The 26,446-nt window shown below is 60.5% G+C and carries 26 protein-coding genes and 1 tRNA gene; 6 read left to right on the top strand and 21 right to left on the bottom strand.

The window, feature by feature from the left end:
* Nucleotides 1-189: 189 nt before the first annotated feature.
* The 6 genes from F2S13_RS01950 to F2S13_RS01975 all read right to left on the bottom strand — a co-directional run bounded on the left by F2S13_RS01950 (nt 190) and on the right by F2S13_RS01975 (nt 4,206).
* On the bottom strand, nt 190-717 hold the full coding sequence (locus F2S13_RS01950) for a cytochrome c family protein (protein WP_166358519.1): 528 nt from the start codon (nt 715-717) through the stop codon (nt 190-192).
* A 14-nt stretch (nt 718-731) separates the two neighbouring features.
* Nucleotides 732-1,253 (bottom strand): methylamine dehydrogenase light chain, encoded by a 522-nt coding sequence (locus F2S13_RS01955; RefSeq protein WP_166358521.1) that lies wholly within the window; start codon nt 1,251-1,253, stop codon nt 732-734.
* An 18-nt stretch (nt 1,254-1,271) separates the two neighbouring features.
* Nucleotides 1,272-1,907 (bottom strand): methylamine dehydrogenase accessory protein MauD, encoded by a 636-nt coding sequence (gene mauD, locus F2S13_RS01960; protein WP_166358523.1) that lies wholly within the window; start codon nt 1,905-1,907, stop codon nt 1,272-1,274.
* 3 nt (nt 1,908-1,910) lie between these two features.
* Nucleotides 1,911-2,450: a MauE/DoxX family redox-associated membrane protein gene (locus F2S13_RS01965; protein ID WP_166358525.1), complete on the bottom strand. Its 540-nt coding sequence runs from the start codon at nt 2,448-2,450 to the stop codon at nt 1,911-1,913.
* A gap of 12 nt (nt 2,451-2,462) precedes the next feature.
* Nucleotides 2,463-3,614, bottom strand: a complete 1,152-nt coding sequence (locus F2S13_RS01970; RefSeq protein ID WP_166358527.1) for an amine dehydrogenase large subunit — start codon at nt 3,612-3,614, stop codon at nt 2,463-2,465.
* A gap of 253 nt (nt 3,615-3,867) precedes the next feature.
* Nucleotides 3,868-4,206: a hypothetical protein gene (locus F2S13_RS01975; protein WP_166358529.1), complete on the bottom strand. Its 339-nt coding sequence runs from the start codon at nt 4,204-4,206 to the stop codon at nt 3,868-3,870.
* 155 nt (nt 4,207-4,361) lie between these two features.
* On the opposite strand from F2S13_RS01975, the gene F2S13_RS01980 reads away from it, so the two are divergent.
* From F2S13_RS01980 to F2S13_RS02000, 5 genes are read left to right on the top strand one after another with little or no spacing between them, the layout of a single operon-like run.
* Nucleotides 4,362-5,819 carry a cytochrome c oxidase subunit II gene (locus F2S13_RS01980; protein ID WP_166358531.1) on the top strand — a complete coding sequence of 486 codons (1,458 nt, stop codon included), beginning with the start codon at nt 4,362-4,364 and terminating at the stop codon, nt 5,817-5,819.
* 43 nt (nt 5,820-5,862) lie between these two features.
* The gene (gene ctaD, locus F2S13_RS01985) at nt 5,863-7,638 is read left to right on the top strand and encodes a cytochrome c oxidase subunit I (RefSeq protein WP_166359197.1); all 1,776 of its coding nucleotides are present in this window, start codon (nt 5,863-5,865) and stop codon (nt 7,636-7,638) included.
* Nucleotides 7,635-8,327 (top strand): cytochrome c oxidase subunit 3, encoded by a 693-nt coding sequence (locus F2S13_RS01990; protein ID WP_166358533.1) that lies wholly within the window; start codon nt 7,635-7,637, stop codon nt 8,325-8,327. Before ctaD ends, F2S13_RS01990 begins: the two co-directional genes overlap by 4 nt.
* A gap of 6 nt (nt 8,328-8,333) precedes the next feature.
* The gene (locus tag F2S13_RS01995; RefSeq protein ID WP_166358535.1) at nt 8,334-9,047 is read left to right on the top strand and encodes a heme-copper oxidase subunit III family protein; all 714 of its coding nucleotides are present in this window, start codon (nt 8,334-8,336) and stop codon (nt 9,045-9,047) included.
* A 37-nt stretch (nt 9,048-9,084) separates the two neighbouring features.
* Nucleotides 9,085-9,402, top strand: coding sequence for a cytochrome C oxidase subunit IV family protein (locus F2S13_RS02000; RefSeq protein ID WP_166359198.1), 318 nt, complete (start codon nt 9,085-9,087; stop codon nt 9,400-9,402).
* 50 nt (nt 9,403-9,452) lie between these two features.
* On the opposite strand, the gene F2S13_RS02005 is transcribed toward F2S13_RS02000, so the two are convergent.
* Nucleotides 9,453-10,007 (bottom strand): magnesium transporter, encoded by a 555-nt coding sequence (locus F2S13_RS02005; RefSeq protein WP_166358537.1) that lies wholly within the window; start codon nt 10,005-10,007, stop codon nt 9,453-9,455.
* Nucleotides 10,008-10,254: 247 nt separating this feature from the next.
* Here F2S13_RS02005 and F2S13_RS02010 point away from each other — a divergent pair, with 247 nt between their 5' ends.
* Entirely contained in the window at nt 10,255-11,367 is a 1,113-nt protein-coding gene (locus F2S13_RS02010) for a CapA family protein (RefSeq protein WP_166358539.1), read from the top strand.
* A 310-nt stretch (nt 11,368-11,677) separates the two neighbouring features.
* Here the strand turns inward: F2S13_RS02010 and F2S13_RS02015 are convergent, their stop codons facing one another.
* From F2S13_RS02015 to F2S13_RS02080, 14 genes are all read right to left on the bottom strand, one after another.
* A complete protein-coding gene (locus F2S13_RS02015) occupies nt 11,678-12,079 on the bottom strand; it encodes a type II toxin-antitoxin system HicB family antitoxin (protein WP_166358541.1) in 402 nt (133 codons plus the stop codon).
* A gap of 49 nt (nt 12,080-12,128) precedes the next feature.
* Nucleotides 12,129-12,311, bottom strand: a complete 183-nt coding sequence (locus F2S13_RS02020) for a type II toxin-antitoxin system HicA family toxin (protein WP_166358543.1) — start codon at nt 12,309-12,311, stop codon at nt 12,129-12,131.
* Nucleotides 12,312-12,528: 217 nt separating this feature from the next.
* Nucleotides 12,529-12,602: transfer RNA gene (locus tag F2S13_RS02025), tRNA-Gly, on the bottom strand.
* 159 nt (nt 12,603-12,761) lie between these two features.
* Nucleotides 12,762-13,646, bottom strand: a complete 885-nt coding sequence (locus tag F2S13_RS02030) for an alpha/beta fold hydrolase (RefSeq protein ID WP_166358545.1) — start codon at nt 13,644-13,646, stop codon at nt 12,762-12,764.
* A gap of 309 nt (nt 13,647-13,955) precedes the next feature.
* The gene (locus F2S13_RS02035; RefSeq protein WP_166358547.1) at nt 13,956-14,648 is read right to left on the bottom strand and encodes a pseudouridine synthase; all 693 of its coding nucleotides are present in this window, start codon (nt 14,646-14,648) and stop codon (nt 13,956-13,958) included.
* 33 nt (nt 14,649-14,681) lie between these two features.
* Nucleotides 14,682-14,906 carry a cysteine-rich CWC family protein gene (locus tag F2S13_RS02040; RefSeq protein WP_166358549.1) on the bottom strand — a complete coding sequence of 75 codons (225 nt, stop codon included), beginning with the start codon at nt 14,904-14,906 and terminating at the stop codon, nt 14,682-14,684.
* A complete protein-coding gene (locus F2S13_RS02045) occupies nt 14,899-16,386 on the bottom strand; it encodes a sensor domain-containing diguanylate cyclase (RefSeq protein WP_166358551.1) in 1,488 nt (495 codons plus the stop codon). The genes F2S13_RS02040 and F2S13_RS02045 overlap by 8 nt, the downstream gene beginning before the upstream one ends.
* A gap of 269 nt (nt 16,387-16,655) precedes the next feature.
* On the bottom strand, nt 16,656-18,425 hold the full coding sequence (gene atzF, locus F2S13_RS02050) for an allophanate hydrolase (RefSeq protein ID WP_166358553.1): 1,770 nt from the start codon (nt 18,423-18,425) through the stop codon (nt 16,656-16,658).
* Nucleotides 18,426-18,452: 27 nt separating this feature from the next.
* Nucleotides 18,453-22,148, bottom strand: coding sequence for an urea carboxylase (gene uca / locus F2S13_RS02055; protein WP_166358555.1), 3,696 nt, complete (start codon nt 22,146-22,148; stop codon nt 18,453-18,455).
* A gap of 174 nt (nt 22,149-22,322) precedes the next feature.
* Nucleotides 22,323-22,949, bottom strand: a complete 627-nt coding sequence (locus F2S13_RS02060; protein WP_425500209.1) for an urea amidolyase associated protein UAAP2 — start codon at nt 22,947-22,949, stop codon at nt 22,323-22,325.
* A gap of 17 nt (nt 22,950-22,966) precedes the next feature.
* Nucleotides 22,967-23,689 carry an urea amidolyase associated protein UAAP1 gene (locus F2S13_RS02065; RefSeq protein WP_166358559.1) on the bottom strand — a complete coding sequence of 241 codons (723 nt, stop codon included), beginning with the start codon at nt 23,687-23,689 and terminating at the stop codon, nt 22,967-22,969.
* Nucleotides 23,690-23,700: 11 nt separating this feature from the next.
* Nucleotides 23,701-24,489 carry an ABC transporter ATP-binding protein gene (locus F2S13_RS02070; protein WP_166358561.1) on the bottom strand — a complete coding sequence of 263 codons (789 nt, stop codon included), beginning with the start codon at nt 24,487-24,489 and terminating at the stop codon, nt 23,701-23,703.
* On the bottom strand, nt 24,486-25,301 hold the full coding sequence (locus tag F2S13_RS02075; RefSeq protein ID WP_166358563.1) for an ABC transporter permease: 816 nt from the start codon (nt 25,299-25,301) through the stop codon (nt 24,486-24,488). Before F2S13_RS02075 ends, F2S13_RS02070 begins: the two co-directional genes overlap by 4 nt.
* 20 nt (nt 25,302-25,321) lie before the next feature.
* Nucleotides 25,322-26,389 carry a putative urea ABC transporter substrate-binding protein gene (locus tag F2S13_RS02080; RefSeq protein ID WP_166358565.1) on the bottom strand — a complete coding sequence of 356 codons (1,068 nt, stop codon included), beginning with the start codon at nt 26,387-26,389 and terminating at the stop codon, nt 25,322-25,324.
* Nucleotides 26,390-26,446: the final 57 nt, after the last annotated feature.

Below are 26,446 nucleotides of genomic sequence, written 5' to 3' on the forward strand. Positions count from 1 at the left end.
GGCCTGCTTTTTTTTTGTCTGTGTGTCAGGTGTGGCCTCATCGCGGGCAAGCCCGCTCCCACAGGGTCGGCGTTGTACATTCCCTGTTGGAGCTGGCTTGCCAGCGATCGGCCGCGAAGCGGCCGCAAAAATCCCAAGGCAAAAAAAAGCCCACCAGAACGGCGGGCCTGATAGGGAAATCGACTCAAATCAATACTGAGGCGTCATGCCATCTTCAATCGCAATCCCCTGCTCACGCATCTTCGCAATCAACCCGGCCCGCGCTTGCGGCAGGTTCAACATCGACACCTTGCGAATCGACGACACTTCCTCTGTGGTATACGGCTGGTAGTGCTCCGGCATGCTCTTGCCCGCCATGCCATCGGGCCGCATGATCCAGTTGACCAGGTCCGCCAACTGCGCATCGTTTAGCGCCGATTGCGACATGCCCGGCACCCGCACCAGGAACTCACGCCCGCCCGGCACCTTCAGGAAGTTGCCGACGAAGTCTTTCATGCGCGGGGTGTCATTGGACGCAGAACCCTCGCCGCCACCCAGGTGGCAACCCGCGCATTGCAACTGGTAGTTCACCGGTGTGCTGTAGCCGGCCTGGGCAATGGGCGTTTGTGGCGACTCATTGCCTGGGGCATGTTTCTGGTTCGGGTTGGGAATGGCCCGCGCCAGGGCGAGCGGGGCTGCCATGGCGCAAATCAGTCCAACAATCAACAGATGGCGCATGTTAGCCCCCGGGATCAGATCGCGACGCCGCGGATGACCGAAACGGTGCAGTGGTAGATGTGCGACTTGGCCGCCAGGCACCAGTTCACGTCGTTGTTGTTGAACGGACGGTACGCAGGTTCCTCGCTGTCGTTACGGGTACAGGCGCACTGCGTGCAACTGTGCTTACCGCAGCAGTCGTTGTAGGAAATGATGTAATCCTTGCCGTCGGCCGGGTTACGGCAGGTGCCAACCCAGGCCACTTGCGAGGCTTCGGTGCCTGGTGGGCAGGAAGAGACGCTACCACCGCAGCAGCTGCACAGAAAACCGTCGATGGAGCAGTAACGCCAGTAGTCGCAGCTGTTGGGGTCACCCGGGTCGCCGGCCATTGGCTTGTCGGCGGCCAGGGCCTTGCTGGTGCGGTCGATCGGCAGCAGTACCGGCAGAGCGGCGCCGACCACCATCAGCGAACCGAGGCGGGCCAGCAGCTTGCGCCGTGAGGTGGTGTCGGCAACGTGCCGGGTCGAGCGTTCGAACAGGAGGTCGAGCAGTTTCATGAGGGGTCGGCCTTCTTATTAGTGGTTATGAGGGTGTGCGTGCGAGTGCGAATGCGAATGCGCGTGTTCCTGGGTGCCGTGCAGGTATTGCTGCAGGGTGGCGCTGCCCAGGTGTTCGGCTTCGAACAGGCTGTCCAGGTGTTCGCGAGAATTGACCAGGCCTTTGGAACGCAGCACACCGTTCTGATCGATCAATGCTGCGTAAGGCAGCTTGCCGATCTGGTAGGTCATGCCGACTTCCGGGCCGACCACGTAGGTCACGTTTTCCAGTTTGTGTTCCTTGATCAGTGCGTGCTGCGCATCCATGTCGCCATCGCTGACGTAGATGACGTCCAGGCGGTCGGCCTGGTCCTTGGCGATGGATTTGATCGCCGGCAGCAACGACTTGCAGATCGGGCAGGTCGGCGAGAGGAAGAACAGCAGCTGGCTCTTCTGGCCGGCATAGCCGAAGTTCACCGGGCGACCATTGCGGTCGGCAGCGGTCACTTTCGGTGCTGGCTCATTCACGGACACGCCTTTATCGACCATCAAGGCACCGGCCGGAGCCAGGCGCGAGTGCAGGACACCGATCTGGCGAACCAGACCCATCACGGCAAAAGCCAGTGCCAGCAGCAGGCACCAGAGCAACACGTTGGAAACTATCAAGCCTTCCATAAATCACCTTCCAATCAATTTGAGCAGACGTGGGCTGTTGGCCAGAAGACCGTCAGCCGTGGCGTAGACAAGCAGGGCAACGGCGCTGGCGGCAATTGCCACGAAACCGTCGAAAAAGCCCATTTCACGGGCATACGGCGCCAGACTGGCGACCACGGCCAGGCCTACCAACACGCTGTTGCGCAACAACAGCGCAGGGCGGATCGGTTGCGCCTGGTCAGGGCCGGCGCAACCGCAGTCGATGTCCTTGCGGCCACGCCAGAGGTTGAAGCCGATAGCCGCCGCGTACAGGCCCAGCAGGCCGGCGGCGACTGGCGCTGCGTAAGGGCGGCTGAACGGTGCCAGCAGGGCCAGGGCGGTGGTCAACTCCAGCACCGGCAGCAGGCGCGCGAACAACCGCACCAGCATCTTGGGCAGCAGTTGGTAGTCCTCGACCTGGTTGGCGAACCTTGCCTGCGCGCGCACTTTGTGTGTCGCGGCACTGGCCAGGATCACCGCGACCGTAACGGCGCTGGCGATGACGAATATCGGATCAGGTTGCATGGCTGCATCTCGTCAATGGGTGAGAATCTGGGTCGCCGTCTTGGCGATCTTTTCCATGGTGCCGGTGTACTTGCCGGCATCCAGGTCAAATACCTCCAGACCGCCCTCGATGTTGGCGCCTAGCAACAGCGGCTTGTCGTCGCTGGTGGCGTTCAGGCTCCAGATAGGGGTTTTCGATTCCAGGGTGCCGATCTTCTTCATGGTCTTGAGGTCGTAGACCCAGACGAAGGGGCTCGGGTCTTCCCATTTCATCGCTTCATTGGCGTCGTGCATCAGCACGTACATGCGGTTGAGCTTCGGTGCGGCAGCGATCAGCTGCCAGCCGCCTGGTGCCCAGCCGGCTTTCTTTTCGTCTTCGGTAGTCAGCGACCAGCTCGGCAGGACCTTCGGCTCGGCACCGGAGAAGTCCACCGGGCGGACCGTGCCAGTGGTGGTGACGAAGTAGTAGGTATCGCCGATGTTGGTTGCGCGTTCGACCAACTTTTCCGCGTTCGGATCGAAGAACTTGGTCTTGCTGCGCGAAATTTCCTTGCCAGCGTCATCGAGCTTGACCAGTTGCAGGCTGCCATCGCCGCACAGTGAGGCGAAAGCGCGGGCGCCGACCGGGTAGTTCAGGACGCAACCAGGGATGGCGATTTCACCAACCACGGATTTGTCAGTGGTGTTCACCACAGTGACCGACGTCGACGGCGTGAAGTTATAGACATAAACGAAGCGATCATCGCTGCTGGTGTTCAAGCCGTAACGTTGAGTCAGGCTTTCAGAGCGCTTGGACGGAATCTTCACTTCCCATTTCGGCGACAGGGTCGAGGTATCCCAGGCGGTCAGCACGTCAGTGCGATCACCGCGGGTGCCACGAGAGTAGAACAAGTCGGCGCTGTAGAGCGTGTGCTGGTCACGGCTCAGGGTCGAGGGCGCTGCGAAACCGGTGGGCACCATGCCGAGCATGCGTTTGGCTTCCGGGTCGACTACCGTCACTCGACCGGTCACGAAGCTGTCGAATTCGACATCGATGATGTAGGCACGGTGCGGCGACGGCGGAAACGGCAGCGTGGTCTGACCGATGGTCGGGTCCGCGGGCAAATCGGCGTAGGCGCTGGACAGGCCAGCGAGCGACGCGCCAAGAGCCAGCGTGGTGTGGGCCAGGATCCTGGATATTCGCATAGGGTGCTCCCTTGATTATTAGACTGGCAGATCGCGGATACAGGGGTGGAAGTCTGCAGTCGAAGTCTGCCTTGCCCGGTCATGAAGGGAATTGTTGTGCGTGCCAACCCCTTGTGTGTCCATGTCAGGCAGGTTGGGAGGGCGATAGATGGCGGGGGGCGTGCAAAAGCCCGCCCTCTGTAGGAGCGAGCTTGCTCGCGATGCAGGCGACGCGGTCCGTCTAAAGAAATGAAGCTCCGGGAATCACGGTTCGCTAATCAATCAACTGATCAATCAAAACCGCGTTGGTATAGACCAAGCTGCCATCGCTCGCGCGATGCCCAACCAGGTGGAACTGACCGCGACTGTGCTGCAGATAGACACGCATTTGGCAGTCGGACAAGGGGCCGTATCCCTCTGGAATGATCAAATCCAGAGTATTCATGTCGACATCGACCATGGCTTCACGTTCCTGGGTCTCCTGCAGGCGTTCCTCGGCTGCCTCAAGATGCTCATGCAGAGGGCCATCGACATAGAAACGGACTTCCCCGATCGGGGTGGACTTTTCGGCGCCGCTGGGTTTGCACCAGCCTTCGATGGTCAGAGCACTCATGACGAAGCCTCCGCTGTGGATTGTTTGAGTATAGCTTGCAGCCGGAACCTGTTTGACGACCTTCGACCGCACCTGCGCCCTGGCCTTCTCAATCTATGCTGTTTAGTGGCGATGCTGTTGCAAGCCAATGAGTGACAGAAACAGGACGATGAAAAATGGCAATAGCAATTGCTTTAATACTAATCGTTATTGCATCAGTGCTGTTCGATATCCTGGCGCCCTGGCATGCGACCCCGGCGGCGTCCAATTGGGGATCTATCGACACCACCCTGTTCATCACCCTGATCATCAGCGGAATATTTTTCATCGCCATCACGGTATTCATGGCGGTAGCCGTGATCCGTTATCGGCACAAGGAGGGCAGCAGAGCCCACTACCAGCCAGAAAGTAAAAAGCTGGAATTATGGTTGATTATCGTTACCTCGGTAGGTATTGCCGCAATGTTGGCGCCAGGTCTGATTGTTTACAGTGATTTCGTCCGGGTGCCGAAAAATGCTTATGAACTCGAAGTAGTCGCCCAGCAATGGCAGTGGGCCTATCGTTTTCCCGGCCAGGACGGGAAGCTGGGCAAATCGGATATCAAGTATGTTGATGCCACCAATCCCTTCGGCCTCGATCCCAAGGATCCTGCCGGGCAGGACGATGTGCTTGTAAAGAACAATGAAGTTCGCCTTCCGCTCGATCGGCCGGTGAAAGTTCTACTGCGTTCCAAAGATGTGCTGCACGATTTCTATGTACCGCAAATTCGCAGCAAGATGGACATGGTGCCAGGGATGGTGTCGCACTTCTGGTTTACGCCGACTAAAACCGGTAACTATGAAGTCCTGTGCGCTGAATTTTGTGGCGTGGGTCATTACAACATGCGCGGCCACATGGTCGTGGAAGAGCAGGGCGCCTTCGATCAATGGCTGAACAGCCAACCGACCTTTGCGCAGACATTGACCACAGCTGCCAAGCCCAGTCGGGACAGTCTGCTGGAAAAAGGCCGCCAGTTGGTCGAACAACACGGTTGCAGTGCCTGCCATAGCCAGGATGGTAGCGCCAGTCTCGGCCCGGGATGGAAGGGGCTGTACGGCCGCATGGAGCAACTTGCCGATGGCACCAGTGTGCTGGTCGATGAGGCTTACCTGAAAGAGTCGATCCTCGATCCGAAGGCACGATTGGTGCAGGGCTACCCGCCGGTCATGGTGACCTATACTCTCAGTGAAGCTGAGCTGGGTGCTCTGGTCGCCCTGATCAAATCCCTGGGTGCTGAGCAGCAAGGCCAGTCAGGCTCGGGTGACGACCTGGCAGCGCAGGGACAGCAACTGGCCCAGTCGCTCGGCTGCCTGGCCTGCCACAGCGTCGATGGCAGCAAGGGCGTCGGCCCCAGCTGGCAGGGCCTGTATGGCAAGACAGAAACCCTTGCCGACGGAGCAGAAATCAAAGTCGATGAGGGCTATATCAAAGAGTCGGTTCTTAATCCCGGTGCCAGGATCGTCAAGGGCTATGCACCCGTCATGCCGGCCTTTGCGCCGAGCGACAAGGAGTTGGACGCACTGATTGCTTTTATCAAATCCACAGCGAATGCCGCTGCTGATGCGAGCAAGACGGAGCCAGGAAAACAGCCGTAAAGGAGCCAGAAATACACCGAAACTTCAGCAGGAGGATGACGTGATGGCCTATGCGGAGCAAGCCGAAACAGAAGTACTGCACGAACCCAAAAGTTTCCTGACCAAATATATCTGGAGTCAGGACCACAAGGTCATTGCCATTCAATATTCCTTGACGGCTATTTTCGTGGGTCTTGTAGCGCTGGTGTTGTCCGGCTTGATGCGCATGCAGATCGGCTTCCCCGGCAGTCTGGCGTTCATGGATGCCAGCACTTACTACCAGGCGATGACCATGCACGGCATGATCATGGTCATTTATCTGCTGACGGCGTTGTTTCTGGGGGGCTTCGGCAACTATCTGATTCCGTTGATGGTGGGCGCCCGCGACATGGTCTTCCCCTATGTCAACATGCTGAGTTACTGGTTCTACCTGCTTGCGGTACTGGTGTTGCTCTCCAGTTTCTTTGTTCCAGGCGGGCCCACCGGTGCGGGCTGGACGCTCTATCCGCCACAGTCCATTACCAAGGGGACACCGGGGACCGAGTGGGGCATCGTACTGATGCTCGTCTCACTGGCGATTTTTATCGTTGCAGCCACCATGGGCGGGTTGAACTACGTCACCACGGTGTTGCAGGCGCGCACCCACGGCATGACATTGTTTCGCATGCCGCTCTCCGTATGGGGAATCTTCATGGCCTCGATATTGGCCTTGCTCGCTTTCCCGGCGTTGTTTGTCAGTGCGATCATGATGCTGTTGGACAAAGTCCTGGGCACCAGCTTCTTCATACCGGCGATCATCTCGCTGGGACAGCAGCTCGATCACCAGGGTGGCAGCCCCATATTATTCCAGCATCTGTTCTGGTTCTTCGGCCACCCGGAAGTCTATATCGTTGCACTTCCCGCGTTCGGGCTGGTCTCCGATTTGATCAGCACCCATGCGCGTAAAAATATCTTCGGCTACCGAATGATGGTGTGGGCGATTATTGCGATTGGCGTGCTCAGTTTTGTGGTCTGGGCGCACCACATGTATGTCAGCGGCATGAACCCGTACTTCGGCTTTTTATTCGCCACCACCACCTTGATCATCGCGGTACCGACCGCACTGAAAGTCTACAACTGGGTGCTGACCCTGTGGCGAGGCGACATCCACCTGACCGTGCCGATGCTGTTTGCCCTGGCCTTTATCGTTACCTTCCTGGTTGGCGGCCTGACCGGGTTGTTTCTCGGCAATGTGATCGTGGATATTCCGCTCTCGGACACCTATTTCGTCGTCGCCCATTTTCATATGGTCATGGGCGTCGCACCGGTACTGGTGGTGTTCGGCAGCATTTATCACTGGTTCCCGAAAGTCACCGGGCGCATGTTGAACGACACCCTGGGCAAGCTGCATTTCTGGATTACCTTCCTGGGCACCTACGCCATCTTCTTCCCCATGCACTACCTGGGTTTCCAGGGCATGCCACGCCGTTACTACGCGTATGAAAACTACGCGTTCATCCCGCAGTCGGCGCAGGAGTTGAATGCCTTTATCACGGTGGTCGCCCTGACCGTCGGCGTTTCCCAACTGCTTTTTCTGTTCAACCTGGCCTGGAGTACCTTCAAGGGCAAACCCGCAGGCAGCAATCCGTGGGGGGCGGCCAGCCTGGAATGGCAAACGCCGGACACGCCGCCGATACACGGTAACTGGGGCGCGAAGCTGCCGGTCGTGCATCGCTGGGCCTATGACTACAGTGTGCCGGGGATCGAACAGGATTTCGTTCCGCAAACAGTCTCCGCCGAGGAGCTGGAGCAGATGCGCCAACTCAGTGCCGGAACCAGGACGGCGGACGTTAAAACATGAACAGACTGCTATTGAGAAACGCCGATGGCGCTGACCCCGGTGGCAGTTCGAGTCGCGGCCCTGAGGGTATTCATGCCGCCGAAGGCGCCGATAGACACCAGACCGCAAGAATCGGCCTGCGCTTGTTTCTGGTGGTGGTGAGCTCGTTATTCTTTCTTTTTCTGATCGCCTTTATCGCCCGCTCGCAAATGGCCGACTGGCTACCCCTGACAGAGCCCATGGCGCCATTAGCCAATCTATGGCAGCTATGGCTGAACTCGGCTTTTCTGGTCTTGAGTTGCATCGCCCTGCAATGGTCGCGCATGGCCGCCCGACAGGCTCGACTGGAGGCCACTGTCATTGGCTTTGCATTGGGAGGGGTATTCGCAATTGCCTTTCTGGTGGGGCAACTCTGGGTCTGGCAGCAGTTTGTCGCCTGGGGCTACTTTGTCGCCAGCAATCCGGCCAACAGTTTCTTCTACCTGTTGACCGGCCTGCATGGGTTCCACCTGCTGGGCGGGTTGGTAGCCTGGAGCAGAACCGTCGCTAAGTTCCTGCGTCGCGTGCCGTTGTCGCAACTCAGCGCCAGTGTTGAGCTCTGTGCCATTTATTGGCACTACTTGCTGGGTCTCTGGTTCGTGCTATTCGCCCTGCTGACCAGCACACCGGAAACCTATGAAGCCATCGCCAGATTCTGCGGCCTGAGGTGAAAAGCCATGGCATCGCTCCCACCAGATCCAGGCGAGTCCAGTTCATCCAATCCACCCGTCTTGCCGCCCGCACCGGGATGGCAGGGCATCGCCAGCGACTGGGCCTCGGATAAGGACGCTTTCAAGCAGGTCCCCTGGGGCAAGGCGATGATGTGGATATTCCTGCTCAGCGATACGTTCATATTCAGCTGCTTTTTGACCGGCTACATGTCGGTACGCATGGCCACCACCTCCGCCTGGCCGAATCCCAGTGAAGTGTTCGCATTGACGATCGGCGGCAAGGAAATCCCACTTATTCTGATCGCCATCATGACCTTTGTGCTGATCAGTAGCAGCGGCACCATGGCCATGGCCGTCAATTTCGCCTATCGCCGTGATCGCGCGAAAACCACGGCCCTGATGCTGGCGACCGCAGCCTTGGGTTTGACCTTTGTGGGCATGCAGGCATTTGAATGGAGCAAGCTCATCGCAGAAGGGGTACGTCCCTGGGGGAATCCCATGGGGGCGGCGCAATTCGGCGCCAGTTTTTTCATGATTACCGGTTTCCACGGACTGCATGTGTCCATCGGCGTCATCTACCTCAGCATTGTGGCGCTGAAAGTATTGCGGGGAGATTATGAGCGCTCCGGAAACTATCAGATCGTCGAGATAGCCGGGCTTTACTGGCACTTCGTGGACCTGGTGTGGGTGTTTATTTTTGCTTTTTTCTATTTGTGGTAGGTCTATCGTCAACAGGTTCTGAAGAGGAGCACTGATGATGGCGCATGCTCAGGGTCAGCAACATCCAATCAGTTTGTACCTGAAAATCTGGGGGCTGTTATTCGTCCTCAGCACGCTGTCGTATCTGGTCGACTACTTTCACTTCCAGGGCTACCTGAGGTGGTCGCTGATTGTTACGCTCATGTTGTTGAAGGCAGGTTTAATCGTCTCCATCTTCATGCATATGGCCTGGGAGCGGTTGGCCATGGTCTATGCCATATTGGTGCCACCGTTATGTTTACTGGTGCTCGTGGGACTCATGGCCACCGAGGCGGACTATGTTTTCCTCAGTCGGGTAGTTTCCTTCGGCCGATAAGCAACGTCCGGTGGCTTCGAGCCACCGGGGCTAACTCACTATGAATGGCTTTATATCGTTCGCTTGAACTGATGCCATCTGTGCAGCCAGGCAACTGTCCAGTGCGGGGCCGCCGCTCCCGATCCTGCTATCTGCAGTCCTGGATGATGTCCGATGACCTGATCCAAAACCGGTTCCTGCTTCGGATCAACATCCACGAAGAAGACATGTTTGCCCTCTTCAACCATCTGTTTGAAATTGCGAAAGTGCGCGTTGGGCACCTGTATTCCAAAAAAGCCGCCTTCCCAGATGCTGAAGCCAAATATAACTATGGCGAGGAAAATAAACGGCATCCAGCCTACGGCGGTTTCGGTCCAACCCAGCCACCAGGCGCCGCCAAGGACCAGAGCCGCGAGTGGCACACCGATCAGCGCACCAATCTCGCCAGAGTGCACGACATCCTGCTTCATCAACGAATTGACTTCGTGCAGATGATGCTCCTCAACATCAGCCACTTTTTCACTGAGCACATGAATTTGTTCGGAATTGATGCCGCTGGCTTCCAGTTCAGTTTCCACGGCTTCAAGATCGTCGAGATTATCACTGATGTAGTAGTGTCGATTCATGTCACACCTCCCATCGCGTGTTTGTCGTAGACCTCCTCTGTCCTGCAGCCGTTAACCGGAATTTGCTGTCGGTCTCTGTGTCCATGGGGAAGGTTGCACACTTCATGCAATCCGAAGGAAGTATAGCACCCGGTAGCATGCGGGGTTGGGGGCGTCAAGATGGTCGGCCCCCGGGTGAATGGGCTGATTGAGAACGCTACCTGGCGATATAGTTGAGGTGTGATGAGCGTTGTCGCGGGAGGGTGCCATGGCAGCTGTTACCGATACGCTGAAGCTGTTTCTCGCCGGCGACGTCATGACCGCCCGCGGCGTCGACGCAATACTGCCGCATCCTGGCGATCCGCGCCTGTACGAAGCTTACGTCAAGCATGCTGATGACTACGTCCGGCAGGCAGAAAGACTCAATGGCCCGATTCCCCGCCCGGTCGATTTCACCTATGTCTGGGGCGTTGCGCTGGATGAGTTCGAACTTCGCCAGCCACACGCACGCATCATCAATCTGGAAACCGCGGTGTCCCGCCGCGGACGACCGGAACCAAAGGGCATCAATTACCGCATGAGCCCGGAAAACTTCCCGGTCATCAGCGCAGCCGGCATCGACTGCTGCATGCTGGCCAACAACCATGTGCTGGACTGGGGGGCAGTCGGCCTGGCCGATACGCTGGCAACCCTGTCGAACAACGGTATGTGCAGCGCCGGCGCCGGGCACAACCGGCAATCTGCCGAAGCGCCGGCCGTCCTGCCGCAGCCTGGCGGGCGGCGCTTGCTGGTGTTCGGCCTCGGCGCACCCGACTGCGGTATTCCGCCGGAATGGGCCGCCACGGACAAGCGGGCAGGCGTCGCGCGGCTGGAGGATCTGTCGATGCAAAGCCTGCGTCCTGTGGCCAAGCGGATGCTGGAGGGTAAAAAACAGGGGGATCTGGTGGTCGCCTCCATTCACTGGGGCGGCAATTGGGGGTTCGATGTCCCGCGGGAGCAGGTTCGGTTCGCCCATGCCTTGATCGACGAGGCCGGCGTTGACGTGGTGCATGGGCATTCCTCGCACCACATCAAGGGCATCGAGGTGTACCGCGAACACCTGATTCTCTATGGCTGCGGTGATCTGCTGAACGATTACGAAGGCATCCAGGGCTACACAGCCTTTCGCGGCGACCTGGGGCTTCTGTACTTTGCCTCGCTGGACCCGGGCGGGCAGCTGCAGTCGCTGGACCTGATACCCACTCGTCTGCGTCGCTTGCGCCTCTGCCGCGCCGAAGGGGAAGACCGCAAACGGCTGCACGACACGCTTTCTCGCGAGTGCGCACGCTTGGGCAGCAGCATTCAGCTGGGCGCAAAAAATGTGTTCGAGTTGCGTTGGTAGGGTAATTCTAGTTCCCACGCTCTGCGTGGGAAATCAGTGTTAGACGCTCCAGCGTCGACCCACTCGAGTGCGACGCAGAGCGTCGCGAACGGCATTCCCACGCGGAGCGTGGGAACGAGGAAAAAATTCGTTCGAGTTGCGTTGGTAAGGGTAATTCTAGTTCCCACGCTCTGCGTGGGAATTCAGTGTCAGACGCTCCAGCGTCGACCCGCTCGAGTACGACGCAGAGCGTCGCGAAAGGCATTCCCACGCGGAGCGTGGGAATGAGGAAGGGCGCCGCTTGGCGCTCTTTTTGTTTCTGCTATCAGGCTCAGGCGCTTAACTCACGCAGTGCAGCGGTTGCCAGAAATCCCGAACGTGACGCATAGCGGTGATCCTTTTGCACCCGCTCATCGATACGATGCAGGAGGTGCTCAGGTAGAGAGGCATTGAACCGTACAGACTTTCCCAGGTAAGGCGTCACGTCGAAGTCAACCACTGCCCATACGCCACCCGCATAGTCTGGATTTTCGATGTGCACATCAACTTCCTTCGGCTGAGGCAGATCCTCTCCGTCGGCCACCAATCCCTCAAAATGCAAGGCTAGCGCTTCTTGCGCGTTTTCCAGTGCTTCAGAAACGGTGGTACCGGCTGTAAAGCAGCCTGGCACGTCTGGCACGGTCACTCCGTAATCAGAATCGGTGTCTTTGTGCAGTACGACTGGAAATTTCATGGCTGTCTCCCAAGCCTGAACCCGGTGCTATCAGGCTTCATTGCCGGTCTCATTTGAGTCCTGCGGTCTTCAGTATGTTGTGCAGCGTCCCTTTCGGGATTTCTGATTTAGGATGAGGAACTGTCACCCGGCCCGGTTTGGTTGGGTGTTTGAAATGGTGATGACTACCTTTCACTGCCACTTCAAACCAGCCATCCGCTTCGATCAACTCAATGACTTCTCGACTTCGCATCGTACCACCACCGCATCCGTGTGGTGTGTATGGTACACACCGTTAGTGTAGTGGTAATGGAGAAATACACACAATACACATCTGGTGTTGATTTCAGTGAGGGTCGACGAGCCAGCAGCTTTTTCTCGTGGATGGATGAGGGCGGGGATTTTCTCCAGACGAAAAAAAAGGCCATCAGGCCATTCGTTCTTTATCGCGTCGAGAGAGGAGGGGAAGCTGGAGCGGGTGAAGGGAATCGAACCCTCGTTATCAGCTTGGGAAGCTGGAGTAATGCCATTATACGACACCCGCGTGCAACGGCTGACTTTGTACCAGATGTCAGGCCCGATTTGAAGCGTTTCTTTGCGACCAGGCAATGATGATGCGGGTTGCCGGTAGCGCCAGTGCTGCATCTTCCTTGTGCCGGTCAGGCGTCGATGCAGGGTGCTGTGCTACAGGCAACCATTTTCGTCAGATAGCCAGTGCATGGTTGCCCTGGATGTGTTGGTAACGAATGCGGCTTTCCTTGGCTGCTGGCTTGAGGAAATCCATCAGTACGTTACGGCTGTCGCGGCATGCGGACTTGTGTTCCATGTCGAGGAAGTGGCCGGCGCTCTGGATGGTTGCGAAGTGGCTGTTGCGCACATATTTGCCGAAGAGCTGGGCATCCTCGACGGAGGTGTACTCGTCCCATTCGCCGTTCATGAACAGCACCGGGATGTCGACCACCTTCGCGCCATGCAGGGCATTGCCCAGTTCGTGGGCCAGCACCTGGTTGATGTGGAAGTTCATCTGCGCGTATTCGTGGTCGGCCAGGCTGCTCACATGGCGGAAGTTGAAGCGCTTGAACAACGAAGGCAAGTGCTTGCCGATGGTGTTGTTGACCAGGTTGCCGACCTGATAGCCGTCATAGCGACTCAGGTAGTGCACGCCGCGCTCGAGGTAGTCGCGCATCGGTTCGTTGATCACCGGCGAGAACGAGCTGATCACGGCCTTTTCCAGGCGCCGTGGCTTGTGCGCCAGGGCGAGCAGGGTGCAGGCTCCGCCCCAGGAAAACGACATCACCTGCTCGGCGGCGAAGTGGTCGATCAGTTCCACCAGGATCTGGCCTTCTTCTTCCTTGGTCAGCAGTCGCTCGTTGGTGTTGTGCGGCCGGGACTTGCCAGCATAGGGCTGGTCGTAGGCCACCACGTTGAATTGCGGATGAAGATTACGCACTGTCTGTGCGAAGGATGCCGTAGTGGCCATTGAGCCGTTAACCAGAATGATGGTTTTTTCTGCGGCATCTGCGCGATAGAACTCCGTGTAAACCCGGTACTGACCTTGTATATCAAGCACAGCGATTTCTGGCCTCATGTCATAGACTCCTGGCGAAAGCGGGTATTCGCGCAACCAAGCTTGCACGTTGTTTATGACAGGTAGGCATACGCCTGAGAGAGGGGCCCTTGTCGATCCGCTGGAGTCTGGTCGACGAGTTTTGTTATAGGCGGGCGATCTGCCGGACTCGGTGCTTCAAGGCGCCGATGGCCGACAAAAGGTTTCTTAGAATGCATTGGTGACTCGCAGGTCACATCCGGACCCGCGATTTGATTCAAGCAGGGTCAGGCCCAAGGCGCAAGTGTCTTTTTTGCATAAGGGCACATCTTTCTGCCGGGCGGCAGGCGCTCAGATTTGCAGGATCTCGTCCGGGCTGAGGGGGCGATAGTGTCCTGGCGCCAGGTCATGATCCAGACGCAGTGGCCCCATACTTTCGCGATGCAGACGCAAGACCTTGTTATTAAAGAAACCGAACATTCTTTTGACCTGGTGGTAGCGTCCCTCGACGATGCTCAGGCGAGCGCTTCGCGAGCTCAGCAGGGTCAATTCAGCGGGCAGGGTGGTCAGGTCTTCGAAGGCAAAATAAAAACCTTCGCTGAATTTCTCGACGTACTCGGGTTCGATGTCCTGCTCGGTCTCGACGTAGTAGATCTTCGGCAGTTTGGTTTGTGGCTGGGTCAGGCGCCGTGACCATTGGCCATCGTTGGTGATCAGCATCAGGCCCGAGGTGTTGAAGTCCAGGCGGCCGGCGATGTGCAGGTCATGCTTGTCCGGCTCATCGATCAGGTCGAGCACGGTCGGGTGCTGCGGATCGACCGTGGCGCTGACGCAGCCCATGGGCTTGTGCAACATGAAGTAGCGCGCCGGGCGCCCCTCCTGCAGGACTTCATCGTCGCACTCCACACGGCTGAACTCGCGGACCTCGAAGTGTGGATCGCTGACCGCCTGACCGTCGACCCGCACACGCCGCTCCACCAGCAGCATGCGTACTTGCTTGCGGTTGAAGCGGGGCAGGTTGCTGAGAAAGCGGTCGACGCGCATGGACTTGGGCTGACAGGAAAAAGGGCAACTAGCTTACGGGATCGGGGCGTCTTTGACAGCCGCCTGCAATGGCGCCTCGACCTGCGCGCAGCGCGGGCACAGGCAGGCCTTGTCGCGCAACTCGGCGGGCAAGGCTTCGAGTACCCCGGGGGCGATACTGACCTCGAAGCACCAACAGGGCTGGTCTACGGTGCGTGGGTCGGCCAGGGTGCAGCTGTTACGGGCACCGCAGGCAGGGCAAATAGTGCTGTCAGGCATATTGAGACCTTGGCAATTCACTGCAGACGCAATTGCGTCCACTCTGTTTGGCTCGATACAGCGCCTGGTCGGCGCGGGCGATCAGGGCGTGCAAGGTGTCGCCGGGCTTCAGTGCGGTCAGGCCGACGCTGGTGGTCAAGTGGATGGCCTGGTCGGCATAGGTAAATATTTCGTGCTCGGTCTGCAAGCGGATTTTCTCGGCGATCATCCGGGCATTATGACTGTCGGTGTCCTTGAGCAACACAATGAATTCTTCGCCGCCCCATCGGCAAATGATGTCGGAGTGACGCAGGCAGTTTTCCAGCAGCCGCGAAAAGCCGCGCAGCACTTCATCGCCGGCCAGGTGGCCGTGGGTATCGTTGAGTTGCTTGAAGTGGTCCAGGTCGAGCATCAGCGCCATCAGCGGCTTAGGTTCGCGCTGGGCTTCGCCCAGTGCCTGGGCGGCGAGCAGATCAAAGCCGCGGCGGTTGGGCAGGCCGGTGAGGCTGTCGAGGGTCGCCAGTGCTTCGAGGCGCAATTGGAAGCGGCGGATCACGCCATTGAGCAACCACAGTACCACCAGCGTCACCAGCGTGCAGATCAGCAGGTTCTGGTACAGCGACTTGCGGATGCCGTCCATTGCGCCTTTTTCGCGTTTGTCGACGAACAGGTACCAGTTCAGCTCGGGAATGAAGCGCACATTGAGAAAGTGGCCCTGACCCTGGGTGGCATATTCGTAGCTGCCACTGGCGGGCCTGGGCAGCTGTGTGAGCAGTTCTTTCATGTTTGGCAGTTCGTTCATCGACTGACCGGCGCGCGCGCCATCAGGCCCGCCCTCGGCGCCGGTGAGGACGATTTTGCCGTTGGTGTCGACGAAGTAGACACTGCGCTGATAGCGCTGCTGGTAGGTGTCGATCAGTTTGATCACCGCATCGACGGTCAGACCGACCCCGGCCGCACCGATGAATTTGTCCTGGTAATCGAAGACCTTGTAGTTGATGAAAACGGTCATCCTGTCCTGGTTGGCCATGTCCAGATCGACATTGATCTCGTAGGGCTCGGCCATGTCGCGCACGCGAAAGTACCAGGTGTCGCGGGGCTCCTGGGGTTTGACGTGCTTGAGCACGCCCTTGGCGTGGTAATAGGTCAGGCTGACGTCGGAGACGAAGAATGCAGTGTAGGCACCGTAGTGGTCCATGACTTCGCGCAGATAGCGGGTCATCTGGTCGGGGTCACGCTCACCCGCCACGACCCAGTCGCGCATGAAGGTGTCGCGTGACATCATCGAGGAAATCAGGATCGGCCGGACCAGGTCTTTCTGGATTTCCGAGTAGACGGTGTCGGAGGTCAGTGGCAGTTCGGTGTTGATGATGCTGTCGCGGATCGAGTCGCGCGAGGTGTGGTAGCTGAGCAGGGATGTAGCGAGGAAGCCGCCGCCAAGCAGCAACAGCAACGTCAATACGAGTGAACGTTGCGAGAACAGCGCGAAACGAAGCGGCATGGCGATTCCGTTGGCAGATTCCTGGTGGCCATCATTCTAATGTCGCTGTGGGAAAATAACTGCATCTTTTATAAGGGAATTTGGTCGGGGACTCCCTACTCGTTCCCACGCTCTGCGTGGGAATGCATCCTGTGACGGCCGGCAAAGCACCTTGGAGGCCTCGACGCTGGAGCGTCTGGCATGGCATTCCCACGCGGAGCGTGGGAACGAGGTTCCTCTAACTTCTGTGGGAGCGGGCTTGCCCGCGATGCAGGCGACGCGGTCTCTAATCAGGACACCGCCAACCACGCCCTCCAGCCACCCAAATGACTGATATCAGTCGCCCCCTGCAATCCATAAGGCTCACAAACAAACCCGCACTCCCAACGCCCATCAGCCAACTGCACCTTGCCCAGGCCAAGCGGCGCCGGGATGCCGGTCAGGAACGAGCCCAGTTCGCGGCTCGGCAGTTCCCAGACTTCCACTTCGACTGCCACGCCGCCTTGATCCACCCGCAACATGCCGGGGCGCATCGGTGGCCCGCCGGCCAGGGCATAGAGTTTGTAGTCCGCTGAGCTGCGGGTGACCTCCAGCAGACGCGCGCCGCGTTGCTTGAGCTGCCAGTTCAGGGCCAGACCGTCCAGGTGCGCACCACAGACGACCAGCCTGGCCATGTCATTGCGTGCCGGCGTGACCGGAGGCGTGAGTTGCGGCAGCGCTTGCAGGGCATCGGCCAGGCTTAGCAGGTATTGATCGGTGAAGGCGCGGCCGAACAGGGTCACGCCCCACGGCAGGCCGTTGGCCATGAAGCCGCTGGGCACGGCCACGGCGGCGTAGTCCAGCAGGTTCATGAAGTTGGTGTAGTAGCCCAGTTCGGCATTGCGCTGCACAGGTTCCGCTTCCAGCTCGGCCAGTGTCACCGGTCGGCCGATCGTCGGGGTCAGTACGCAGTCCAGGCCTTCGAGCAGACGGTCGCACTGGGCCTTGAGGGCTTGCAGGCGGTATTGGGCGCGGAAGGTTTGCACGCCATCGACCTGGGGCGCCTTGGCCAGTACGGCGCGGATCACAGGCAGTACCGCCTCGGGATTTTGTTGCATCAACTCGCCGGCGACGCTGTAGCGCTCGGCGACCCAGGGTCCTTCATACAGCAGGCGTGCGGCCTCGAGGAATGGCGAGAGATCGAGGGGGACGGCTTCGCCACCCAGCGCTTGCAATTGCTCGATAGCGGCGACGAACAATTTCGGTCCTTCTGTGCAGCCGAAGAATTGCAAGTCTTCGCTGCGCGGCACGCCGAAACGGAACGGTCGTGGTGTGCCGAAGGCCGAGGCGTCGTTCCACAGCGGGTTGGCGCGGCTGTATTCGTCGCGCGGGTCGAGCCTGGCGGTCAGGGCAAGCAAGTGGCTGGCTTCACGGGCGCTGGCGCTGAAGAAGGTGACGCAATCCAGTGTGCGGCAGGCCGGCACCACGCCTGCCGTGGAGATCAGGCCTTTGCTGGCCTTGAGCCCGACCAGGTTGTTCAGTGCCGCAGGGACGCGCCCGGAGCCGGCCGTGTCGGTGCCCAGTGCAAAGCTGGCCACGCCCAGGGCCACCGCAAGCGAGGAGCCGGCGCTGGAGCCGCCCGACGGGTACTCGGGCAGTACGCTGTTGCGACAGGCGCCATAGGGCGAGCGGCTGCCATTGAGGCCGGTGGCGAACTGGTCGAGGTTGGTCTTGCCCAGTGGAATGGCGCCCAGTGCCAGCAGCTGTTCGACAATGGTCGCCGAACGTTGCGGGGTATAGGCGAACGCCGGGCAGGCGGCCGTGGTTTCGATGCCGGCCAGGTCGATGTTGTCCTTGATCGCAAACGGCACGCCGTACAGTGGCAAGGCGGCGACATTACGCCCGTCCAGCGCGCTCAGGTAGGGTTCCAGTTCCGCGTCGCTGAGCAGACGGATGAACAGATGATAATCCGGGTTCAGTGCGGCAGCCTTGTCACGCAGGCTGCGGATCAGTGCGCGTGGGGTGAGTTGGCCGCTGCTGTAGGCGGCACGCAGGGCGTCGAGGCGCAGGTCTTGGGTCATGGGGTCATACTCCTTGAATTCATTGGCTCACTGGGCTTCGAGAACGACGACGCGCTGGCCGGCGCGCACTGCCGAGCCCGGCTGCACACGGATGTCGCGAACCACGCCGGCGGTCGACGCCAGCACCGGGATTTCCATCTTCATCGACTCCAGGATCACCAGCACATCGCCGGCGGCCACGACCTGACCGGCCTCGACCTGGACCTGCCAGAGGTTGCCGGCAATCGGGCTGTCTACGCTCTGTTGGCCTTGGCCGAGCGGGGCGTCTTCGGCCGGTTCGGCAAGCATTTCTTCACTGTCGAAATGCGCCTGGCCACTGGCAATCCATCGTTCGCGCTCGGCGTTGAAGGCCGCTTGCTGTTGCTTGCGGAACGCCGCGATGCCCGACGCCTCCTTGTCGAGAAATGCCTGGTAGTCGGCGAGGTTGAGCTGGCTGTGTTCGATGTTCAGGTCGAAACGCCCCAGGGGGAAGTCACGACGGATGCGCAGCAGTTCATCGGCGCTGACCGGGTAGAAACGGATCTGGTCGAAGAAGCGTAGCAACCAGGGTTTGCCCTCGAAGGCGGCGACTTCGCGGTAGCGGTTCCACATCTGCAGAGTGCGGCCGACGAACTGATAGCCGCCCGGGCCCTCCATGCCGTACACGCACATGTAGGCGCCACCAATGCCCACCGAGTTTTCGGCGGTCCAGGTGCGCGCCGGGTTGTACTTGGTGGTCACCAGGCGATGGCGTGGGTCCAGCGGCGTGGCCACCGGCGCGCCGAGGTAGACATCGCCCAGGCCCATCACCAGGTAACTGGCTTCGAACACGGTGCGCTGCACTTCGTCGAGATTGGGCAGGTCGTTGATGCGGCGGATGAATTCCAGGTTGCTCGGACACCAGGGGGCGTCCTTGCGCACAGTGGTCATATATTTCTCGATGGCCAGCTGGCACGCGGGGTCATCCCAGGACAGCGGCAGGTGGACAATGCGCGAGGGCACGTGCAGGTCACTGGTGGCGCAGACCACATCCCATTCGCCGGCGACGATGCCGAGCAAGTCGGACAGCGGCAGCTGCTCGGGCTGGTAGTGCACCTGCAACGAGCGGATGCCGGGGGTGAGGTCGATGACGCCGGGCAGGGCTTTGGCTTCCAGGGCTTGCATGAGGGCATGGCCGCGAAAGCGCAGTACCAGGTCCAGCTCGGCGGCGCCGATTTCCAGGAGCAGGTGGGTGTCGCCGGAAAGGCGGGCGACGAGGCGGGTGTCGTTTTGGCCGATGTCCAGGACGATGGGGGATTGGATATTAGGGGGCTGCGCGGGGCTGCTTTTCTGTGGGAGCTGGCTTGCCAGCGATGAGGGCGACGCGGTGTCAGTGAGGGCCTCATCGCGGGCAAGCCCGCTCCCACAGGTGTCCCCGTTTTTCCCAGGATGATCGTTCCCACATGGGGACCAGGTGCCTACGACCAATTTACGTGCCGTTTTCAGGTCCACAGGACTGAACTGCACCTTGTCCCCAGCCTTGAGCTGCCCCAGCTGCCACAGATCCGCCTCGATCACCGTAACCGGACAGACGAACCCCCCCAGGCTCGGGCCGTCCGGGCCGAGGATGACCGGCATGTCGCCGGTGAAGTCCACGGCGCCGATGGCGTAAGGGTTGTCGTGGATGTTGGACGGGTGCAGACCGGCTTCACCGCCGTCGGTGCGAACCCACTCGGGTTTGGGGCCGATCAGGCGCACGCCGGTGCGGCTGGAGTTGAAGTGCACTTCCCACTGGGTGGCGAAGAAGGTGTCGATGTAGGCCGGGGTGAAATACTCCGGTGCGCCATGGGGGCCATAGATCACGCGGATGCGGCGCACCGCTGGCAAGTCGACGACCTGTTCGCTCGGCAGTTGTGCGCCGGCGCTGGCGTCGCGCAACGGGTTCAAGTGCAACACGTCGCCGGCACGCAAGGCACGGCCGCCATGGCCACCGAACTGGCCCAGGGTGAAGGTGCTTTTGCTGCCCAGGTAATCCGGGACGTCGATGCCGCCGCGCAGGCACAGGTAGCTGCGCGCACCGGCTCCCATAAGGGTGCCCAGGCTCAGGGTTGCGCCTGCCGGTACGAACAGCGCGGTGTTCATGGCCTGCGGTTGGCCGTCGAGGCTCAACGGGATCGGTGCACCGGTGACGGCCACCACGGCATCACAGTTGAAGCGCAGCACCGGACCGCTCATGGTGATTTCCAGCGCGGCGCTGCCTTCAGGATTGCCGAGCAGGCGATTGCCCAGGCGCAGGGCGCGACTGTCCATTGGTCCCGAAGGCGGAACGCCCACAGCCCAGTAACCGACCCGGCCGGGGAAGTCCTGAACGCTGGTCTGGGTGCCGCCGCTGAGTACTTCGAAGGTATTGGCGTGATAGCTCAAGCCCTCTAGGCAGCGGGTCCAGGGCTGGCCGCTGGCGAAGGGGGCGTCGAGCAGGATTTGCCGCAGGTAATCGCGGTTGGTTTCTACACCGTACAACTGGCAGTCGGACAGTGCCTGATGCAAGTCATGGCGCGCCTGATCGCGGTCCGGCGCCCAGCAGATCACTTTGGCGATCATCGGGTCGAAGTAGGGCGGGATCTCGCAGCCGGCTTCGACCCAGGTGTCGATGCGCAGGTGCTTGCCGTCGGCAGGCGGGAAGCTGACGGCGGTGAGCAGCCCCGGGCTGGGCTGGAAGTCCTTGCCTGGGTCTTCGGCGTACAGGCGCGCCTGAATGGCGTGGCCGCTGGGCTTCAACGTCTGGGCAAGTGTAGCCAGCGGTGGCAGATCACCGGCCGCCAGCTGGACCATCCACTGCACCAGATCGACGCCCCAGACTTGCTCGGTGACGCCATGCTCGACCTGCAGCCGGGTATTCACTTCCAGGAAGTAGAAGCGCTGGGCATCGCTGTCGAAGACGAATTCCACGGTCCCGGCGCTGCGGTAGTTGACCGCTTTGGCCAGTTTGATCGCAGCCGCGCACAGGGCTTCGGCCATGCCGTCAGGCAGGTTCGGTGCCGGGGTTTCTTCGAGGACTTTCTGATTGCGCCGCTGTACCGAGCAGTCGCGTACGCCCAAAGCCAGCACTTCACCTTGGCCATCGCCGAACACCTGGACTTCCAGGTGACGGGCACGCTGAATGTACTTCTCGATGAATACCCCGGCATCGCTGAAGTTGTTCAGCCCAAGCCGTTTGACGGCCTCGAACGACTCGCTCAGCTCTATCGCATCGCGGCACACGCGCATGCCGATACCACCCCCGCCGGCCGTACTTTTGAGCATGACCGGATAGCCGATCTGCTCGGCCATGGCCAGGGCGATGTCGAGGTTTTCCAGCAGTTCGGTGCCTTCGAGCAAGGGCACGCCGTGCTGTTTGGCCAGGGCGCGGGCGGTGTGCTTGAGGCCGAACAGACGCAGTTGCTCAGGGGTAGGCCCGACAAAGGCGATGCCGGCGTTTTCGCAGTCCTGGGCAAACGCGGCGTTCTCCGAGAGAAAGCCGTAACCGGGATGGATGGCCTGGGCACCGCTGGCCCTGGCGACGGCGAGGATCTTGTCCACGGCCAGGTAGGTGTTGGCGGCTGCGCCTTCACCGAGACTATGGGCCTGGTCGGCTTCGAGGATGTGCCGGCTGGCGGCGTCGGCTTCGCTGTAGACGGCAACGCCCTGGACCTTCAGCGCGCGCAGGGTACGCTGGATGCGGCAGGCAATGGCGCCGCGATTGGCAATCAGCAGTGTGTCGAACATGGCAGAACTCCCGGAGGCGGCAGTTGCCTGGCCTCGTCTGGGATGCGGGCCGTCCCGCAGTTTGTGAGGTGGCCACCGGGGTCGTCCCCGGCGCGCATCAGTGCTTGGAATGCAGGCATTGCCCGGAGCGGGCCTGGCACAGGGCAAAGAGCCAGAGGCGCCAGCGTGCGAGGGTCAGTCCCATATCAGCAGCTCCGCCGGGGTGGGGTTGTAGGCGTTGCACGGGTTGTTCAGTTGCGGGCAGTTGGAGATCAGCACGATCACGTCCATCTCGGCGCGCAGGTCGACGTATTTGCCAGGGGCAGAGATGCCATCGGCGAAGGTAAGGCCGCCCTCGGCGGTCACTGGCACGTTCATGAAGAAATTGATGTTCGGGCCAATGTCGTGCTTTCCCAGTCGGCCGTCATGACAGCAGGCGCGCAGGTAGTTGTCGCGGCAACTGTGCATGTAGCGCTTCTCCAGTGCGTAACGCACCGTGTTGCTCTCCTGGGCGCAGGCACCGCCCAGGGTGTCATGGCGCCCGCAGGTGTCGGCGACGATGGTCAGCATGGGCTTGCCGAGATTGGAATAAAGCACGCTGCCGGTGCTCAGATAGACACTGTTCTGCCGGCGCAGGGTGCGTTGTACGTCGTAGCGCTCCCTGGGGTTGGCCACGCTGTAGAACAGGGTGTCGATGGCCTGGTTACCCTCGACGTCGAGGATACGCAGGGTCTGGCCGGACTTGACCTCGGTCAGCCAGGGTTCGCCGGCCGGGATGGTCGCGCGGTACACGGCAGCTTCCGGGTGTTTTGAGTGAGTCATGGTCATGATGGCGCTCCTCAGGCGAACAGGCGGTCGGTATTGATGAAGCCGCGCTCGTTCTCCGGGCGCGAGGTACGGCAGTACTCGGCGACGCTGGCATCGGCGTGCATCCAGGTCAGCTTGAGCGGCTTGGGGGCGTATTCGGGGTTGGGGTCCATCGGGTGCTGCAGGGCGGTGAGCACTACCAGGGTGTCCATGGGCGCATACAGCTCGATGTAGTCACCGGCCCTGGAATGGCCTTCGACAAAATGGAACTGGCCATCGGCATCCACATCCACCCGGCTGAACAGGTTCAGGGTCATCAACAGGTCGGACAAGCCCAGGCCCCACTTGCCCAGTTCCACCAACAGGTTGTCGACGCCGTTGCGGTAGAAACCGTTGCGCAGTTCCTGGAAGCGCCCCTGGCCATATTTCTCGGTGACTTCCTCGGCACAGAGCACACCACCGAAACTGTCGCTCCAGCCGCAGGTGTCGGCGGTGATGGCAGCCAGCACCCGGCCCATGTCCGAGTACAGGCAGTGGCCGCGGGTCAGCTTGGCGGTGTGCTGGCACTTGAGGCTGTCGGGCAGGTTCAGGCGTTCGGATTTTTCATGGGCGTTGAGCATCGTCAGGCTGACGTTGGCGCCACCGTGCAGGTCGGTCAGGCGCAGCAGTTGCCCGCGCTTGAGCACGAATGAACGATGGCCGCCACCGGGCAGGGTTTCTTCGGCAAGCAGGGGGAACACAGGCGAGTCGGTCATGGTGGTTTCCTTCAGGCTGTTTGCAGGCGGCCGGCCACATGGGCGGGCAGAGCGTCGACGGCGGCGCGGGCGGCACGGCGATCGCTGTTCAAGGGAATGTCGTAGGTAATGCGGGCGCCATAGGCATGGGGGGCGTGCGGGTCCAGGCGAACTTTGTCGAACACCAGCAGGCGGGTGCCGAGGCTGAAACCTTCGGACAAGTCATGGGTGACCATGAACACCGTCAGTCGCGTCTCGCGCCACAACTCCAGCAGCAGGGCGTGCATGTCTTTGCGGATGCCGGGGTCGAGGGCGCCGAAGGGTTCGTCGAGCAGCAGAATGCGCGGCTGCATGATCAAGGCCTGGGCAATGGCCAGGCGCTGTTGCATGCCACCGGACAGCTGTGCCGGATATTTGTCCAGCGCATGGCCCAGACCGACTTTCGCAAGCATGACGGCGGCCTGTTCGCGAGCATCGCGCTTGGCCTTGCCCAACAGGCGGCCGAGAAACGGTGAGCGGGGCAATTCCAGACCCAACGCAACGTTGTCGAGTACGGACAAGTGCGGGAACACCGAGTAGCGCTGGAACACCACGCCACGGCTGGCATCGGGCTCGCCGATCAGTGGCTGGCCGTCGAGCAGAATCTGGCCGCGACTCGGCACTTCCTGGCCCAGCAGCAGGCGCAGGAAGGTCGACTTGCCGCAACCTGAGGTGCCGACCAGAGTGCAGAACTCACCCTCGTCGATAGTCAGGTTGAGGCGTTCGAGTACCACTTGCTCGGCATATTGCTGCCACACGTTGTTGACCGAAATAAAGCTCATGGCCGCGCTCCTTCGTACCAGGGGAACGCCAGTCGGGTCAGGCGCTTGAGGCCCAGGTCCATGAGCCAGGCGAGCAGGGTGATCCAGACTACGTAGGGCAGGATCACGTCCATGGCCAGGTAACGGCGCACCAGGAAGATCCGGTAGCCCAGACCGTCGGTCGAGGCGATGGCTTCGGCTGCGATCAGGAACAACCAGGCCGACCCCAGTACCAACCGCAGGGAGATCAGCAGGCGCGGCAGCAATTGCGGCAGGATCACCCGCAGGATCAGCGTCCAGGTCGAGGCACCGAGGGTCTGCGCCTTGATCAGCAATTCCGCTGGAATCTCCCGGGCCCGTTGCTCCAGGTCGCGGGCCAGGATCGGCGTGATGCCGATCACGATCAGCATCACCTTGGACAGCTCACCCAGGCCGAAGACGATGAACAGGATCGGCAGGATCGCCAGCGGCGGCACCATCGACAGAACCGTCAGCAACGGCGACAAGGAGGCCCCGAACAATGGCAAGGTACCTGCGGCAATGCCCAGGCCGAGGCCGGCCAGCGCACTGATGCCCAGGCCGAGCCCCAAGCGTTGCAGGCTGGAACCCGTGTCTTGCCAAAGCAGGTAGGCACCGCTGCGATTGTCTTCGATGAAAGCCATGCGCTTGACCGCATCACCCATTTGCGCGGCGCTGGGCAGTAGTTTGTCGTTGGGGTTTTCCGTCAGCCGGGTGGTCGAGCCCATGAAGTAGGCGCACAGCAGCAGGGCGAACGGCAGGATCACCAGCAGCAGGCGACTGGAGCGGTCCGGGTGGCGATTGATCAGGCGCATGGCAATTACCTTTGAGCAGATTACAAGGTGCCGTCGGCGGCCATTTGCACGTAGGTCGGGTCGAAGCGCAGCTTGAGGTTGCCCTTGTCGCCGCTGGTGATGTTTTTGGCAAAGGCCATGCCGACGGCACCGGCACTCCTGGCGCCTTCGCCGAGCAAGCCATGGCTGAAGGAGAACTGCGCGACCTTGTCCATGGTTGCCGGCAGTTTCGGGCTGGTGGCGAAGTCCAGGGCTTCTTGCGGGGTGTAGAAGAGTCTGGTGGTCGCCAGTTGCGCCTGGAAACCCGCGAGATCAGTGCCGGAGGCCTTGGCCATATGTTCCAGCGCGGCAGTCGTGTTGGCACCCTGGCTGTTCATCAGCGCCATGACTTCGAACCAGGCGCCGGTCAGCGCCTTGCCCAGGGCCGGGTTGTCCTTGAGGGTGGCGCTGTTGACCACCATCATGTCCATGATTTCGCCCGGGATCTGGCTGGAGTTGAACACTTCGGTCACGCCCGGCTTGCCCTTGATATCCGAAAGCATCGGGTTCCAGGTGGTCACGGCCTGGACGTCGGCGGTGTCGAAGGCGGCAGAGATATCGGCGTCGGAAGTGTTGACCACCTTCAGGTCTTTCTCGGACAGGCGCGCGCGTTCCAGACCCCGGGCCAGCAGGTAGTGCGAGACCGACAACTCGACCAGGTTGACGTCCATGCCCTTCAGGTCGGCCAGGGTCTTGCCTTCGCCCTTGAGCACGATGCCGTCGTTACCGTTGGAGAAGTCGCTGACGATCAGCGCGGTGCTGTCCACGCCGCCGGCGGCGGGGATGGTCAGGGCGTCCATGTTGGTCATGGTGCAGCCATCGAATTGGCCGGCGGTGTACTGGTTGATCGATTCGACGTAGTCGTTGAGTTGGACCACATCGATGCTGATGTCGTACTTCTTCGCCCACTTGTCGACAATGCCCTGGGCGCTGGCGTAGTCCCATGGCATCCAGCCGGCATAAATGGTCCAGCAGACACTGAAATGGTCTTTGCTGGCAGCATGGGAGGAGATGCTCAATGCAGCGGCGAAACCGGCGGCGAGCAGGGCGAGCAATCGTGGCTTGTGCATGAAGGGTTCTCCAGTTGATCAAGGGCGGGGCAGGAGTCGAGCGACACCCGTTGGTGT

Source organism: Pseudomonas akapageensis (assembly GCF_011355085.1).
Classification (GTDB): Bacteria; Pseudomonadota; Gammaproteobacteria; order Pseudomonadales; family Pseudomonadaceae; genus Aquipseudomonas; species Aquipseudomonas akapageensis.

Excerpts from the sequence above, each read along its gene's own strand:
- F2S13_RS01950 (WP_166358519.1), bottom strand. The coding sequence starts at position 717 with ATGCGCCATCTGTTGATTGTTGGACTGATTTGCGCCATGGCAGCCCCG.
- F2S13_RS01955 (WP_166358521.1), bottom strand. The coding sequence starts at position 1,253 with ATGAAACTGCTCGACCTCCTGTTCGAACGCTCGACCCGGCACGTTGCC.
- mauD (WP_166358523.1), bottom strand. The coding sequence starts at position 1,907 with ATGGAAGGCTTGATAGTTTCCAACGTGTTGCTCTGGTGCCTGCTGCTG.
- F2S13_RS01965 (WP_166358525.1), bottom strand. The coding sequence starts at position 2,450 with ATGCAACCTGATCCGATATTCGTCATCGCCAGCGCCGTTACGGTCGCG.
- F2S13_RS01970 (WP_166358527.1), bottom strand. The coding sequence starts at position 3,614 with ATGCGAATATCCAGGATCCTGGCCCACACCACGCTGGCTCTTGGCGCG.
- F2S13_RS01975 (WP_166358529.1), bottom strand. The coding sequence starts at position 4,206 with ATGAGTGCTCTGACCATCGAAGGCTGGTGCAAACCCAGCGGCGCCGAA.
- F2S13_RS01980 (WP_166358531.1), top strand. The coding sequence starts at position 4,362 with ATGGCAATAGCAATTGCTTTAATACTAATCGTTATTGCATCAGTGCTG.
- ctaD (WP_166359197.1), top strand. The coding sequence starts at position 5,863 with ATGGCCTATGCGGAGCAAGCCGAAACAGAAGTACTGCACGAACCCAAA.
- F2S13_RS01990 (WP_166358533.1), top strand. The coding sequence starts at position 7,635 with ATGAACAGACTGCTATTGAGAAACGCCGATGGCGCTGACCCCGGTGGC.
- F2S13_RS01995 (WP_166358535.1), top strand. The coding sequence starts at position 8,334 with ATGGCATCGCTCCCACCAGATCCAGGCGAGTCCAGTTCATCCAATCCA.
- F2S13_RS02000 (WP_166359198.1), top strand. The coding sequence starts at position 9,085 with ATGGCGCATGCTCAGGGTCAGCAACATCCAATCAGTTTGTACCTGAAA.
- F2S13_RS02005 (WP_166358537.1), bottom strand. The coding sequence starts at position 10,007 with ATGAATCGACACTACTACATCAGTGATAATCTCGACGATCTTGAAGCC.
- F2S13_RS02010 (WP_166358539.1), top strand. The coding sequence starts at position 10,255 with ATGGCAGCTGTTACCGATACGCTGAAGCTGTTTCTCGCCGGCGACGTC.
- F2S13_RS02015 (WP_166358541.1), bottom strand. The coding sequence starts at position 12,079 with ATGAAATTTCCAGTCGTACTGCACAAAGACACCGATTCTGATTACGGA.
- F2S13_RS02020 (WP_166358543.1), bottom strand. The coding sequence starts at position 12,311 with ATGCGAAGTCGAGAAGTCATTGAGTTGATCGAAGCGGATGGCTGGTTT.
- F2S13_RS02030 (WP_166358545.1), bottom strand. The coding sequence starts at position 13,646 with ATGAGGCCAGAAATCGCTGTGCTTGATATACAAGGTCAGTACCGGGTT.
- F2S13_RS02035 (WP_166358547.1), bottom strand. The coding sequence starts at position 14,648 with ATGCGCGTCGACCGCTTTCTCAGCAACCTGCCCCGCTTCAACCGCAAG.
- F2S13_RS02040 (WP_166358549.1), bottom strand. The coding sequence starts at position 14,906 with ATGCCTGACAGCACTATTTGCCCTGCCTGCGGTGCCCGTAACAGCTGC.
- F2S13_RS02045 (WP_166358551.1), bottom strand. The coding sequence starts at position 16,386 with ATGCCGCTTCGTTTCGCGCTGTTCTCGCAACGTTCACTCGTATTGACG.
- atzF (WP_166358553.1), bottom strand. The coding sequence starts at position 18,425 with ATGACCCAAGACCTGCGCCTCGACGCCCTGCGTGCCGCCTACAGCAGC.
- uca (WP_166358555.1), bottom strand. The coding sequence starts at position 22,148 with ATGTTCGACACACTGCTGATTGCCAATCGCGGCGCCATTGCCTGCCGC.
- F2S13_RS02060 (WP_425500209.1), bottom strand. The coding sequence starts at position 22,949 with ATGACTCACTCAAAACACCCGGAAGCTGCCGTGTACCGCGCGACCATC.
- F2S13_RS02065 (WP_166358559.1), bottom strand. The coding sequence starts at position 23,689 with ATGACCGACTCGCCTGTGTTCCCCCTGCTTGCCGAAGAAACCCTGCCC.
- F2S13_RS02070 (WP_166358561.1), bottom strand. The coding sequence starts at position 24,489 with ATGAGCTTTATTTCGGTCAACAACGTGTGGCAGCAATATGCCGAGCAA.
- F2S13_RS02075 (WP_166358563.1), bottom strand. The coding sequence starts at position 25,301 with ATGCGCCTGATCAATCGCCACCCGGACCGCTCCAGTCGCCTGCTGCTG.
- F2S13_RS02080 (WP_166358565.1), bottom strand. The coding sequence starts at position 26,389 with ATGCACAAGCCACGATTGCTCGCCCTGCTCGCCGCCGGTTTCGCCGCT.